Source organism: Paenibacillus sp. J31R120, from assembly GCF_056269225.1.
On sequence record NZ_JBWDNN010000011.1, the window covers coordinates 54887 to 67027 of the forward strand.

A 12141-nucleotide genomic window follows, 5' to 3' on the forward strand; every position below is an offset into this window, starting at 1 on the left:
TCGACTACCTTTCGTCCTCATCCCTGTAGATATAAGCGGATTGCAAGGGCAGACGGACTGCCATCCGCTCTCCTGCGGCCAGAGGGGTCTCATGAACAATATATAACTTCTGGCCGCATTCGGTCTCGGCTACTGCACGCCATCTGGTGCCTTCGAAGGAACAGTGAACAATTTGGACGTTCAGTTGATTGTTCAGAGAGCCGTCTGCAGAGCCTTCCTGCAGGGAGATCGGCGTCAACTCTTCCGGCCGTAACATGAGCAGCCCGTCCATAGTGCTTAGGCTGCTGGTTGTCCCAGAGCTATCTGCGGGCATAATGCCCCGGATCGTCTGGCTTCCAATTTGAATGACAGGAGTATCGCTTGCAGCATCGATAATTTTGCCCTTTAATGTGTTGAACGCCCCCATCAGGGAGGCGGACCATCGGCTTGCAGGCCGCTTGAAGCATTGCTCCGGCGTGTCGAGCTGGTCAATCCTGCCTGCTCTCATGATGAGCAGACGGTCCGCCATGGCGAATGCTTCGTCGGGATCATGGGTGACGTGGAAGACGCTGATGCCCAGCTTCCGGAACAAATAGGCCATCTCCGTCCGCATCTCCACGCGCAGCCTCATATCCAAGTTGGACAGCGGCTCATCAAGCAGCATCAGCTTCGGCCTTGTCGCAAGCGCTCTGGCAATGGCGACACGCTGCTGCTGTCCTCCGGAGAGCTGAGGCGGAAGCCGCTTCTCCAGCCCCTCCAGATGCAGCAGGTTAAGAAGCTCGCCAACGCGAACGTTCATCTCCTCCTTGCCTAGCTTCATGCGCTTCAGTCCGTATTCAATATTGTCCTTGACTGACATATGGGGCCAAAGCGCATAGTCCTGAAACACCATATTGACGCCCCGCTTCTCCGGTGGCACAAGCGTCTTGGATGTTGCGACGATGTCGCCGCCGAGCCGGATCGTGCCGCCATCGGGCTGGGACAAGCCTGCCACAAGCTGCAGGAGCGTAGACTTGCCGCAGCCTGACGGCCCGAGCACGCTAATAATTTCTCCTTGCTGCATCGATAGCGATATGCCTTTCAGCGCCTGGAAGTTGTCGTAGCTTTTGGTTACATCGGTTATGTCGAGCAATATGTTGGTACCGGATGCTTGTGTCATGATGTTGCCTCCTTGCGGCGAAGCAGCAGCTCTATCGCCAATATGATGAGAATGACAATGAGGGAGCTTGTTACGGTAGCCGCGGAGGCATAGCCGAAGTTCAAGTCCTCGAATGCCTTATTGATCGCGACGGGAAGCGTCACGAACTTCGGCGGGAACAAGATCGAGCTGACAGCCAGATCGAATATGCTTGCGCCGAATGCCGCAAGACCAGCCGACAGCAGCGCTCCACGGATAAGCGGAAGGAGAATATAGCGCATCCGGTGCATAAAGCTGTCACCTTGAAGCTGGGCAGCCGATAGCAGGTTGCCAGGCACCTTGGCCATCGCTCCCGTCATAAGACGGGTAATAACCGGGATCGCTCCTGCGATGGCGGCCAGGACGAGAATCCAGGGCGTACCGTATAGAAGCAGCCCAAGAGGTTCCAGCCACTTTTGATTCCAGACGAAAATATAGCCGATGCCAAGCACGACGCCAGGAACGGCAAGCGTAATGATCGAGAAGACTTCAATGGACCGTTTGAATTGGAAGCGCGAATAAGTCAGCACATACGCAACGCCCAGGCCGATCAGCAGTCCCAGAATTGCGGCGGCTCCGGCAATCGCTAGCGAGTGCCATAAGCCGGTCAGCAGACTGCTCGACGTGCTGAATAAGCTGCGGTAATGCTCCAAGGTTAAATTGTCCATCGTAACGCCGCCGCCTTGCGTCTTCAGCAGGGAGCTGACGACGTTGGAGCCGACAGGAACTCCAATAACCAGCAGCAGGAACAGGAGGTTCAGCACCGTCAGCAGAGGCGTGAAGCGTCCTGCGGATTTCGGAACGGAGCGCGAGGCTCTCGCCGTCAGAAAGTCGTAGCGGGACCGCTTAAGCGCATAGAATTGCAGCATCATTGCCAGCCCGATCAGCGCGACCAGATAGAACGACAGCACGCCGGCCATATCGAAGCGGATCGGCGACGTATAGATGGCCGAATAGATGGAATAGGGCAGCGTGGGGAAACGATAGACAGCCGCGATGGAGGCGGGCATGCCGAAGTCCCCGATCGTATCCATGAACACAAGCGCGGCGCCGGCCAGTAGAGCCGGGAGTAGCAGCGGAGCATGGATGGTGCGCCATGTCGTCCATGCGGATGCGCCGCATAAGCGCGCAGCCTGCGAGAGCTGATCGACCTTCCACTCCAGAGCGGCGTGTACGCTTAAGTAAGCGAACGGGAATTTGCTCAGCGTCATCATAAAGATCAGCCCTGCGGGAGTGAAGATGCCATTCTTCACCCAATCCCAGCCGAATAGCTGGACGGCGATGCCGCCGCCGGATGCGAAGAGCACCCAGCCTTGCGCCAATATGAAGGACGGCGTAATGAGCAGCAGCCAGACGGAAGCGTCCAGCAGCTTCGCCGTCGGGAAGGACCAGCTGGAGCGGATAGCGGCAAGCGCCGCGCCCAGTAAGGTGCCCAGCAGCGTCGTGCCGATGCCCAGCATCAATGAGTTCTCAAGCGATTTTTGCCATAATGGCCGGTGAAAGATTTGGAGCAGCAGCTTCCAGTCGCCGAGTTGCCAATTGCCGAAGAAAACCCCTGGCAGCAGCACTTGTATCATGACTGCCGCCAAGGGGAGCATTACGAGGACGATGAGGATGGCGCTGACGCTCCATCCCAGCTTGTCCCTGCCAATCGATCGCATCGGTTATTGTACGGATTGGTCGGCGAACCATTGCTTGATCGCCGCTTCATTCTGGGATGCCCAGGAAGCGTCGGCTGCTACGAGCTTCGCATGGGCTGCGCGGTCCGGTCTAGGCGTAACGCCCTTCGCCGAAGGCTGGAAGTAGCTCTCGTCCCCTTCGTCGACCAGTGCTTGCTGCGTAGCTGGATCGAGCAGGAATTCGATAAATGCCTTGGCGGCATTCGGATTTTTGGTATCCTTCTGAATGGCGGCTACCCGCACGGATGCAGGCGCGCCTTCCTCCGGCCATACAATTTCAATTGGCTCGCCTTTGTTGACCATCGCATAGGCGTTGCTTTCCTGAAGCGCCGCAATGGAAATCTCGCCGCTGGTCAGAGCGCTGACCACGTTAGGATTTTTCGGATAGACCCTCAGGCCGCTCTTCATCAGTCCGTCGAAGTATTGCTGCGCTTTGTCCATACCAAGATTGTTGAAGAACCAGGACACGTACGGATAAGCGGGAGCGGCAATCGCGGGATCTGCCATGCCGATCATTCCCTTGTACTTCGCATCGTCGAATTGTTCCCATGAAGCGGGAGCGTCTTCCGCCTTGACCTTGTCCTTGTTGTAGACGATGACGCCGGCGGCATGAGCGCCAGTCGGGAAGTACCAGTGCTTCTCCGGCACGAAGCCTTGGGCGAAGTCGTCCAGATTGCCCAGATTGTCCGGCGTCCACTCCATCAGCTGGCCGGCCTCGCCCAGTCCGTGAATGGAAGGCATCGCATCCATCCAGAGTACATCCCAGTGCGGATTGCCCTTCTCGGCTTCGACGCGCGACATGATTTCCGCTCCGTTGCCTACCACCAGTTCGACCTTATAGCCGGTAGCGGCTTCGAAAAGCGGGGCGATCATATCGTCGAAGTCGTTCAGATAGACGGTTAATGTTCCTTCGTCTTGCGCGGCCGGCGTCTCGGACGGCTGGCTGCTCTGCTCCGGGGTTGCCGAAGGCGCCGTTGTGCCCGCGCCTGTATTCGCGCCCTTATTTCCATTGCCGCTGCCGCATGCGCTTAAGACGAGCGCAAGCGCCAGAATGAGCAAGAGGCTAAGCTTGCTGTTGCGGTACGTATTCATTGATTGATTCCCTCCACAAACGTTATTGGCCCTGCATGTCTAACTCTACCAACGGTTTGTCAGTTGAACGTTAACGGGATGTCGAGTTTTTGTTAAATAACATCTATATGTATTGATAAATATATAGATATCATCTATATTTTAGGCAATCGAAACGGTAGAGGGGATGCAGCATGAATATTCAGCAGTTGAAGGTGTTTATCGAGATGTGCGGAGGGAGGACGCTGGCGGAGTCGGCGGACAGGCTGGGTCTAAAGCAGCCTACCGTCAGCTTCCACTTGCGCAAGCTGGAGCAGGAGCTTGGGGTGGAGTTGTTCCGCAAGCAATCTCGAAGCCTGCACCCGAACGAAGCGGCGGCGGAGCTGCTTCCCTATGCACGGCGAATTGTGCATCTGACCGAGACGGCAAGCGGGGCTATGGCGGCTTATGGCAGCCAGAAGGGAGGCAGGCTGCGGATCGGGGCGAGCTACACGCCAGCAACCTATGTGTTGCCTCCGCATTTTGCATCCTATCGGAACCTGAGTCCGGATGTTTCGCTTATGCTGACGGTGAAGCAAGCGGAGTCGGTGCTGGCGATGCTGCGGGATTATGAGATTGATGCGGGAATTGTTTCGCTTGGCGCACTGGAGGAGAGGGGGCTGATCATTGTGCCGCTCGTTCAGGATGAGCTGAAGCTGTTGCTGTCGCCGCTTAATTCGTTGTCGGAAGCTGACCCTATTACGGTCGATCAGATACGGGAGGAGACTTTTTTGCTGCATGAGGTGGGTTCGACCTCGCGGACGCTGTCCGATGAATGGGCTAAGGGAAATGGCCTGCAGTGGGGTCAAGTAATGGAGCTGGGGGCGATCGAGACGATCAAGGAAGCGATCAAATGCAATATGGGGATCGGTATACTGCCTGCCCGCAGCGTAAGGCGGGAGGTGGAAGCGGGAGAGCTGATCATGCGCAGTCTCCCGCACTATGAGAATAAGCGGCATATTTGCCTTGCGTACCGGGATGAGGAGCAGCTTTCGGGTGTGGTGCGTTCCTTTATCGCGTTCATCCGGCAATCTCTGCGCACCGAGGACGGCAGCTGAGAGCCGCCACCTTTATCCTTTCATTTTCGTCACCCAGAATCCCGCAATGACCATGGCAAGTCCGGCATAGGTATTCCATTTTGGCACTTCCTTCATGAAGAAGAAGCCCAGTACAACGCAGACGATAATTTCGACGCCTTTGGACAGGGTGAGGGCAAACGTCAGGTTGCCGAATACCTGATGAACAAATTTAACCCCGTAACCGATCATCAGATTGGCGGCAAAAAAGAGCGGGATCAGCTTGGTCTGATACCAGACGGTCGTCCAGAAGGCAGGATCGATGTGCTTGCTCTGGTAGGCGAATATGCCGTTGACCGCAAATAATCCGACAAGTAGTAAAGCAAGAGCGTAAATGAGCAGCATGTCAGCCTCCGTCTCGTCATGTTGTAGCTTGCCGGACTTATGTTTCCCTCGGGAAAGTTTTTTAACCGTCATCAACTGGTGAACCGAACAGACATCTTGTCTGGTGTCCACTATCGGAACCATTCTACAACACTGATCATACTGAGCAATCCCAGCAAAAACGCAAAGGTCGCCGATCGCTCATAGCCATGCCCATGCGTCTCGGGAATGAGCTCCTTGTAGACGATAAAAAGCATGGCGCCGGCGGCAAAAGCAAGGCCATACGGGACAAGTGAAACCGCAAAGCTGGCCAAATGATAACCGAGAAAGGCGGCTACCATCTCGATCAATCCCGTTAATGCCGCGATGAGCACCGCTGTGCGCCGTCTCACGCGCTGATTCACAAGAAACAACGCGACGAGGAAGCCTTCGGGCGCATTCTGCAGCCCGATGGACAGCGAGACGATGACGCCGAGATTATCGCTTTCGCTGGCAAAGCTGGCCCCCACCGACAACCCCTCCGGCACATTATGAAGCGCCATCGCCATGACCAGCGTCAGTGATTCCCGCGGCAGCGCAACGCCTCCTCTCTCGTGATGAAGATCCACATGCGGCACGAATTGCTCCAGCAGACTAAGCAGCAGCGCCCCCATCAGCACGCTGAAGAAGAGCACATACAGATTAGTTAGCTTCAGCGATGCAGGAATAAGTCCATACGTAGACGCTGCGACCATGACCCCGGCTGTATAGGCCAGCAAGATATCCATTCGTCTATGGGAAATTCGGCGGAACAGCAAGACCGGAACGGCGCCGATGCCGGTAGAGAGCGCACACAGCACCATTCCCATTACATGTCCGTTCATGGACGCTAATTCCCCCTTTTTTGCTCCAAAAATACCATCCCGAATTCATTCCATCTTTAAGCTATATGTACAAGCCCGCATGAAAAGAAGTCCAAAAAAAGGTTGACAAATTGCCCTATGTCTACTATTTTGTATTTAACCATTAGTTTTGCCTTAAGGAAAAACTTTTGTAAACATTCACATTTTGTTGCCTTGGTCAACTAGGGTCGAGGGGAATCAGGAGGAGAGAGAAACGTGAAAAACGGGTTGATTGGGAAAAAGAGAGGTTGGACAGCCGTCCTGCTTGTATTGTCATTATCTTTGGTGCTAGCCGCATGCAGTGACGGAGGGAAGAAGCCGGGCAAGAGCGAGAGCGGCAAAATCAATATCGTCACGACCATTGCGCAGATCGCCGAGCCGCTGTCCGTCATTGGAGGCGACAAGGTGGAGGTACATAGCCTGATGGGGCCGGGCGTCGATCCCCATCTGTACACGGCTACGCAAGGGGATATTGCGACGCTTGAGAACGGCGACATGATTTTTTACAGCGGGCTGCATCTGGAGTCCAATATGCTGAAGGTATTCGAGGAGATCGGCAAGAACAGACCCGTCCTCGCCATCGGGGAAGTGATTCCGGAGGAGAAGCTGCTGAAGGACGAAGGCGGAGCGATCGATCCGCATATCTGGTTCGATATCGACCTGTGGAAGCAGGCGCTTTCGGCCGCTACGGATGAACTGAAGAAGGCCTATCCGGATGACGCGGATTACTTCGAGGGCAATCGGAAGAGCTACTTCGAGAAGCTAGACTCTTTGAAAGAAGACGCGGTCCAGAAGGTCAGCCAGATTCCGCAAGACAAGCGAATTTTGGTTACCGCCCATGACGCATTCGGTTACTTCGGCCGCTTGCTGGGCATTCAAGTGGTCGGCTTGCAGGGACTTAGCACGGAGGATGAGATCGGGCTGTCGGATATCGACGACACCATTACTACGCTGGTTGAGCATGATGTTCCTGCCGTCTTTATCGAGAGCAGCATCAATCCGGCCTCCATCAACGCCGTCATTGAAGGGGCGAAGAAGCAGGGGCTGAATGTGTCGCTAGGCGGAGAGCTGTTCTCCGATGCGATGGGCGAAGCGGGAACGAAGGAAGGCACTTACCTCGGGATGTATGCCCATAATGTAGACACGATAGCCGGAGCACTGAGCGGAGAGGAGAAGTAAATATGATGCCAGTCTTAAGCGTAAGCGGCTTATCCGCTTCTTACAGAAAGAACAAAGTGCTGAATGATGTCAGGTTCGATGTGCAGCCGGGAACGCTGACGAGCATCGTCGGACCGAACGGAGCGGGCAAGTCCACGCTGTTGAAAGTGATGCTGGATCTGCATCCGCGGCTGTCCGGCTCGGTCCAATTTTTCGGAACGGATTACAGCAAGGCCAAGTCCAGAATCGGCTATGTCCCGCAGCGGGGCTCCGTCGATTGGGATTTCCCGACGAATGCGCTGGATGTGGTCATGATGGGATTGTATGGCAAGATCGGCTGGCTGAAGTGGCCGAAGCGCACGCATCGCGATCTGGCCATGAACGCGCTGGACGAGATGGGCATGGCCGCATTCGCCGATCGCCAGATCAGCCAATTGTCCGGCGGGCAGCAGCAGCGGGTATTCCTGGCGCGGGCGCTCGTGCAGGATGCGGATCTGTATTTCCTCGACGAGCCGCTTGCCGGGGTTGACGCAGCTACCGAGCGGGCCATTATGGATACACTGAAGGTGCTTAAGAACAAGGGGCGCACGGTCATGGTCGTCCATCATGACTTGCAGACGGTAGAGGATTACTTCGATCAGGTGCTGATGCTGAATCGAAGCGTCGTGGCGCATGGACCGACGGCGGAGACCTTCACAAGGGAAAATATATTCCGCACCTATGGTGGAACGCTCAGATGGATGGGGGAGAAGCTGGGATGAGTATTGCATTGTCGCATAATGCCCAATGGGTGCTCTTCAGTACCTTGATTCTGGGAATGGCAGCCGGCGTGATGGGATGCTTCGCCTATTGGAAGCGGCAAAGCCTCATGAGCGACGCCTTGTCGCATGCCGCGCTGCCGGGCGTCATTATTGGATTTATGATCGCAGGGAGCAAGAGCCTGCCGCTTATGATCGCAGGGGCGGCGGCAAGTGCGCTGCTGGGGGCGCTGCTGATCCAGTGGATTCGCTCCTCCAGCCGGGTGAAGGAGGATGCCGCGATGGGGATGATCCTGTCCGTCTTCTTCGGGTTAGGCATTATGCTGCTGACCTTCGTGAACCGGATGGGCGGCGGCAGCCAAAGCGGCCTCGACAGCTTCATCTTCGGCCAGGCGGCTTCGATGGTCCGCAAGGATGTATTCACCATGTCAGGGGTTGCGCTGCTTGTGGTCTTTATCTCGATTATCGCATTTAAGGAATGGAAGCTCTATCTGTTCGATCCGCAGTTCGCGAAGGGTCTCGGACTCTCCAGCCGCTGGATGAGCAGCATTTATATGACGGTGCTTGTACTGGTCATCGTCATCGGCATTCAAGCGGTAGGCGTCATTCTGATGGCGGCGCTGCTTATCATACCGGCGGTCAGCTCCAGATATTGGACCAACTCATTCCTGTGGATGGTCGTGCTGTCGGGCGTCTTTGGCGGAGTGTCTGGAATGGCGGGAACGTTGATCAGCACCTTCGGTAAAGGATGGCCGACAGGCCCGTTCATTGTTATCGCAGCGTCTTCGATCTTCATCGTCTCCCTTGCATTCGGTGCGCGCAAGGGCATGCTCGTCCTGTTCCTGCAGCGATATGCGCAGAAGAAATCGCTCGAGCGGTCAGTACCTGCGCAGCGGGTGCTGGAGAGGGGGGAAGCGAGATGAGCTATGCAGGCTGGATATTGTTGACGGCATCGCTTGTGGGACTTTCCTGCGGCATCATCGGCGTATTGCTTATCTTGCGGAGAATGGCCATGATGGCCGATGCGATCAGCCATACGGTGCTGCTCGGCATCGTCGTTGCGTATTTGGTAACAAGGGAGCTTAGCGGCGTGCATATGCTCATCGGAGCCATCGCGGCTGGTTTGGTGACATCGGTGCTGGTGCAGTGGTTCCATGCCAGAGGTGTGCAGCAGGAGGCGTCCATCGGCGTTGTGTTCACCACGCTGTTCGCGATTGGCGTCGTGCTCATTGCGACGAAGGTCGGCAATGCGCATCTGGATGTGAAGCATACGTTGATGGGAGAGATCACCTTTATCCCTTGGGAGCGCATCGAGCTGCCATGGATCGGTTCTATTCCGGAAGCCGTCTTTATTCTGTCGATTGTACTGATTGTTGTTCTGGTCGCTGTGCTCGCTTTCTACAAAGAGTGGAAGATTACGTCCTTCGACCCGGCGCTTGCTGCTAGTCTGGGCTTGCCGGTCGTGCTGATGCATTATGTCTTTATGTCGCTTGTATCCGTGACGACGGTAGCGTCCTTCGACGCGGTCGGCGCGATTATGGTCGTGGCGATGCTAATTACGCCGGCTGCGGCAGCGTACCTATGGACGGACCGGCTGCTGGTTATGTTCGCGCTTAGCGGCGGGTTCGGCGTAATGTCTGCCGTGGCGGGATATTACGTAGCGGCTTGGCTCGACACCTCGATATCCGGTTCGATGGCCTTCGCGACAGGCATCGTCTTTATGATCAGCTTCATCGCCTCGCCCCGCCATGGCCTTGCGTCGCGCTGGTTCCGGCCACGCGCTGCCGCGATGCCGGAGGCGTAAAGGGTGGTGCGATGACGCTGACGCCGGTTATGGAGGATCATCTGAAGCAAATTTATATGCTGTCGAGAACAACGGGCTGCGTAAGAGTGTCGGAGGTAGCGGAGGCACTATCCGTCCATTTGTCCACCGTATCCAAGATGGCGCTGAAGCTGCGGGAGTCCGGTTATGTGATCTATGAGAAGTATGGGCAGATTGCGCCTACGTATGCCGGATTAAGGATGGGCAAGCAGCTCCTCGGCAAGCACCGGACGCTGGTCAGGCTGCTTATGCATGCGGGCGTGCCGGAAGACCTGGCCCTGAGGGAAGCGGAGCGGCTGGAGCATCATATCAGCTGGGAGTCGGCCTCCAGGCTGGAGGCGCTCCTTGGAATGATGGAGGAGAGCGCAAGTCTGGAGCCGCTGAGGAAGGCCGAGAATGACCATAGGGAAAAGCTGAATCTCGCAAAGCCATAGAAGCCTTCACACTTGCATCAAGCGGGTGTGAAGGCTTCCTCGCCTTTCAACCATGAACGCGGTCCCCAGTCGAACGCGTTCGTCCTTTACAGCTGCCTAATAGAAGATTCCCTCACAGCTACAGCTTTACAAAAAAACGAACCATCGCTTTGATCATATGCTCCCGTCCGATCGGCCCCCAAGGGTCCCATTCCCTGCTGTCAGGATAATAGACTCTATTCTCTCTGACGGCTCTCAGCTGCTGCCAGCGGGGATCGGCGCTGAACTGATGAATGACGGGCTCTTCGCTCCAGATGACGAGGAGCTGCTCCGGGTCCCATTCTACCAGCTGCTCGAAAGCGTCTTCCAGGTAGGTGCCGTGGCTGATCCGCTCTTCCGCCTGGAATTGGAGTCTTCCATAGAACAAGTCCGTCAATGCATGCTCCTTCACCCCATAAATGCGGCAATTGCCGGGAAGCAGCCGGATGATCGTCCATTTGCCTTGCTTCGTGACCGGCTCCAGCTTGCGCCTCGCTTCTTGCTCCAGCACAGACATGGCGCGGATCGAGCGTTCCGCCTCCGCCATCCGGTCAACCCGGCTGGCAATCGCACGGAAGTAATGCTCCCAGCTTGTCGAATGGTCGATGAGAATGGCGCTGCCCTCTTCGCCCCAATGCTTGTCGCCAAGATCATGCCTGAGCTTGGTGCGCAGAATAAGATCCGGTCCCAGCGGCACGACATCGCTGGATCGAATCGGATTCTCCGCATTGAGCGGGACTGTGCCGGCTAACCGCTCATGCAGATAGCTTGGGAAGCCCGACGGAGTCAAATGATAGGTCGGAAAGCTTGGAGCGGCGATAGGCAGAATGCCCAGCGCCAGCAAGTGGTCCTGCAGCGCAAGACTGCTTACGACGGCGATCTTGCGGTCGCGGCGCTTCAGGTAGACGGACGGGGAGATGCCCTCCGTCTTCTTGAAGACACGGCTGAAGTAGAGCTCGTCCTGATAGCCGACACTGACGGCGATATCGCGCAGCGATGCCTGCTTGTCGGTCATCAGCTCCTTCGCCTTCAGCATGCGCAGCTTGGTCAGATAGCTGCCGGGAGACAAGCCGGTCAGCTTCTTGAACGCCCGGCAATAGGAGCTTGGCGTCATCCCCGCCAGTCTTGGCAGCTCGCTGATCTGGAGCGGCTTGGCCAAGCGGCGCTCCATATATTCGATTGTCGTCTGAATGGAATCGGTGCCTGCCCGCGACGGTGCATGCTGATGAGCGTCCAGATGCAGCAGCAGCTCATATAGGGCAAGCTGCTTGCGCATATCGCCGATCACGCCGGATTCATTCAGCGCCAGACGCAGATTGGAGAGAAGAGACTCCGTTTGCGCGGAAGCGGCGCGGTAGGAGCAATGATCGCCTTGGACGAGCTCATACCCGCCAGCCGTCAGTCGATTCTCATCCAGCTGTGCGGCTGCATAATGGACCAGACTGAGCTTGAGGCTGCCGCCGGGATCAGCCATCAGCTCGAAGCTGATGGCGCCGGGCTGAGCGAAGAAGAAGGAGCCTTCCTGCAGCGGACAGGAGCGGCCATTGCTCAGGAACAACATGCCGGCTCCGCTCTGCACGATGCCAATTAAGCCGTGCTCCGCCTGCTGGGGCTCCGAGCGAAAACCTTCTTTATAATGATAAGTCGAGATATGAAGCGGGTAGCAAGAGAAATAAGAACGGGGGTTCATGGCACGGCAGTCCTTTGCTATTAGAAGTGCGATAA

General features: G+C 56.3%; 12 protein-coding genes. 6 read left to right on the plus strand and 6 right to left on the minus strand.

Going from position 1 to position 12141, the window contains the following annotated elements; all coding sequences use genetic code 11:
- Positions 1 to 4: 4 nt before the first annotated feature.
- From AC0YNW_RS26435 to AC0YNW_RS26445, 3 genes are all read right to left on the minus strand, one after another.
- Positions 5 to 1138, minus strand: coding sequence for an ABC transporter ATP-binding protein (locus AC0YNW_RS26435; RefSeq protein WP_475834440.1), 1134 nt, complete (start codon positions 1136 to 1138; stop codon positions 5 to 7).
- A complete protein-coding gene (locus tag AC0YNW_RS26440; protein ID WP_475834441.1) occupies positions 1135 to 2733 on the minus strand; it encodes an ABC transporter permease in 1599 nt (532 codons plus the stop codon). Before AC0YNW_RS26440 ends, AC0YNW_RS26435 begins: the two co-directional genes overlap by 4 nt.
- Before the next feature lie 87 nt (positions 2734 to 2820).
- Complete coding sequence (locus tag AC0YNW_RS26445; protein WP_475834442.1) at positions 2821 to 3927, minus strand: extracellular solute-binding protein; 1107 nt, start codon at positions 3925 to 3927, stop codon at positions 2821 to 2823.
- Between the two features lie 173 nt (positions 3928 to 4100).
- Between AC0YNW_RS26445 and AC0YNW_RS26450 the strand changes: the two genes are divergently transcribed.
- Positions 4101 to 5003, plus strand: coding sequence for a LysR substrate-binding domain-containing protein (locus AC0YNW_RS26450; RefSeq protein WP_475834443.1), 903 nt, complete (start codon positions 4101 to 4103; stop codon positions 5001 to 5003).
- A gap of 12 nt (positions 5004 to 5015) precedes the next feature.
- Here AC0YNW_RS26450 and AC0YNW_RS26455 read toward each other — a convergent pair whose 3' ends face one another.
- On the minus strand, positions 5016 to 5477 hold the full coding sequence (locus tag AC0YNW_RS26455; RefSeq protein ID WP_387468950.1) for a hypothetical protein: 462 nt from the start codon (positions 5475 to 5477) through the stop codon (positions 5016 to 5018).
- Entirely contained in the window at positions 5477 to 6208 is a 732-nt protein-coding gene (locus AC0YNW_RS26460; RefSeq protein ID WP_475834444.1) for a ZIP family metal transporter, read from the minus strand. The genes AC0YNW_RS26455 and AC0YNW_RS26460 overlap by 1 nt, the downstream gene beginning before the upstream one ends.
- A gap of 234 nt (positions 6209 to 6442) precedes the next feature.
- Between AC0YNW_RS26460 and AC0YNW_RS26465 the strand changes: the two genes are divergently transcribed.
- From AC0YNW_RS26465 to AC0YNW_RS26485, 5 genes are read left to right on the plus strand one after another with little or no spacing between them, the layout of a single operon-like run.
- Positions 6443 to 7405, plus strand: a complete 963-nt coding sequence (locus AC0YNW_RS26465) for a metal ABC transporter solute-binding protein, Zn/Mn family (protein ID WP_475834445.1) — start codon at positions 6443 to 6445, stop codon at positions 7403 to 7405.
- Positions 7406 to 7410: 5 nt separating this feature from the next.
- Positions 7411 to 8145: a metal ABC transporter ATP-binding protein gene (locus AC0YNW_RS26470; protein ID WP_475834504.1), complete on the plus strand. Its 735-nt coding sequence runs from the start codon at positions 7411 to 7413 to the stop codon at positions 8143 to 8145.
- Positions 8142 to 9065 (plus strand): metal ABC transporter permease, encoded by a 924-nt coding sequence (locus tag AC0YNW_RS26475; RefSeq protein WP_475834446.1) that lies wholly within the window; start codon positions 8142 to 8144, stop codon positions 9063 to 9065. The genes AC0YNW_RS26470 and AC0YNW_RS26475 overlap by 4 nt, the downstream gene beginning before the upstream one ends.
- The gene (locus AC0YNW_RS26480) at positions 9062 to 9946 is read left to right on the plus strand and encodes a metal ABC transporter permease (RefSeq protein WP_475834447.1); all 885 of its coding nucleotides are present in this window, start codon (positions 9062 to 9064) and stop codon (positions 9944 to 9946) included. Before AC0YNW_RS26475 ends, AC0YNW_RS26480 begins: the two co-directional genes overlap by 4 nt.
- 11 nt (positions 9947 to 9957) lie before the next feature.
- Positions 9958 to 10398 (plus strand): metal-dependent transcriptional regulator, encoded by a 441-nt coding sequence (locus AC0YNW_RS26485; protein WP_475834448.1) that lies wholly within the window; start codon positions 9958 to 9960, stop codon positions 10396 to 10398.
- A gap of 118 nt (positions 10399 to 10516) precedes the next feature.
- Here AC0YNW_RS26485 and AC0YNW_RS26490 read toward each other — a convergent pair whose 3' ends face one another.
- Entirely contained in the window at positions 10517 to 12106 is a 1590-nt protein-coding gene (locus AC0YNW_RS26490; RefSeq protein ID WP_387468938.1) for a helix-turn-helix domain-containing protein, read from the minus strand.
- Between the last annotated feature and the right edge of the window lie 35 nt (positions 12107 to 12141).

Excerpts from the sequence above, each read along its gene's own strand:
- AC0YNW_RS26450 (WP_475834443.1), top strand. The coding sequence starts at position 4,101 with ATGAATATTCAGCAGTTGAAGGTGTTTATCGAGATGTGCGGAGGGAGG.
- AC0YNW_RS26440 (WP_475834441.1), bottom strand. The coding sequence starts at position 2,733 with ATGATACAAGTGCTGCTGCCAGGGGTTTTCTTCGGCAATTGGCAACTC.
- AC0YNW_RS26480 (WP_475834447.1), top strand. The coding sequence starts at position 9,062 with ATGAGCTATGCAGGCTGGATATTGTTGACGGCATCGCTTGTGGGACTT.
- AC0YNW_RS26490 (WP_387468938.1), bottom strand. The coding sequence starts at position 12,106 with ATGAACCCCCGTTCTTATTTCTCTTGCTACCCGCTTCATATCTCGACT.
- AC0YNW_RS26470 (WP_475834504.1), top strand. The coding sequence starts at position 7,411 with ATGCCAGTCTTAAGCGTAAGCGGCTTATCCGCTTCTTACAGAAAGAAC.
- AC0YNW_RS26460 (WP_475834444.1), bottom strand. The coding sequence starts at position 6,208 with ATGAACGGACATGTAATGGGAATGGTGCTGTGTGCGCTCTCTACCGGC.
- AC0YNW_RS26475 (WP_475834446.1), top strand. The coding sequence starts at position 8,142 with ATGAGTATTGCATTGTCGCATAATGCCCAATGGGTGCTCTTCAGTACC.
- AC0YNW_RS26445 (WP_475834442.1), bottom strand. The coding sequence starts at position 3,927 with ATGAATACGTACCGCAACAGCAAGCTTAGCCTCTTGCTCATTCTGGCG.
- AC0YNW_RS26435 (WP_475834440.1), bottom strand. The coding sequence starts at position 1,138 with ATGACACAAGCATCCGGTACCAACATATTGCTCGACATAACCGATGTA.
- AC0YNW_RS26485 (WP_475834448.1), top strand. The coding sequence starts at position 9,958 with ATGACGCTGACGCCGGTTATGGAGGATCATCTGAAGCAAATTTATATG.